The sequence below is a fragment of the Caballeronia sp. BCC1704 genome (assembly GCF_902833455.1).
In the GTDB taxonomy this organism is placed as follows: domain Bacteria; phylum Pseudomonadota; class Gammaproteobacteria; order Burkholderiales; family Burkholderiaceae; genus Caballeronia.
The window spans coordinates 1-705 of record NZ_CADFFT010000014.1 but is presented as its reverse complement, the minus strand read 5'-3'; the positions used below and the strand labels follow the sequence as shown (position 1 = coordinate 705).

Annotated in this window: 1 protein-coding gene; it reads left to right on the top strand. The window is 59.0% G+C overall.

The features are described 5' to 3' along the window. On the top strand, positions 1-705 hold a 705-nt coding region (locus tag HWX53_RS27410), incomplete at both ends, for a PAS domain S-box protein (protein WP_175946732.1).

Here is a 705-nt window from a genome sequence, read left to right as displayed (position 1 = left end):
TCATGTCGATGTCTCGTACCATCTTCTGAACTATGCCGGCCATGAAGCGTGTTTCGTTACGGCAGCCGATGTCAGCGCGCACGAACTGGCAAGACAGGAGTTAAAGGCCAACAAGACGCTTCAGTCGATCATGCATGGGCTTTCCGAACTGCAACTGGCGCAAAGGTCGAAGCTCGCAACGATGCAACTCACGGCGGAAGCGCAACTTGTCCGGCAGAAGGTCACGTTCGCCGTGGCACTCGCCACGGGTTTAATCTTGCTGGCTTATGCACTCGTGATCGCGCATCGCGCGTCGCTTTCTAGCAGCGCGGCCAAGATCGTCGCGCGCGAAGCACATGACCGCTTCATCGAATACTTCGAGCAGCATCCGCTCGCAATGCTCATCTTCGACATCCATACCGGCCGCGTGCTGACCGCGAACGCTGCGGCACAGCGTCAGTACGGAGGCGATCTCAGCGAGCTGATGCAGATTACCGCTGACGAACTGCGTCCGCCGGAGGATAGACAGCAGTTCCGGCGAGACCTGGAGATGTACGTTGCGTCGGGCGCGCCGGCAGGGTCGGGCGGCGTGCGCAGGCATACGCGCCTTGACGGTCAGATCATTCATGTCGATGTCTCGTACCATCTTCTGAACTATGCCGGCCATGAAGCGTGTTTCGTTACGGCAGCCGATGTCAGCGCGCACGAACTGGCAAGACAGGAGTT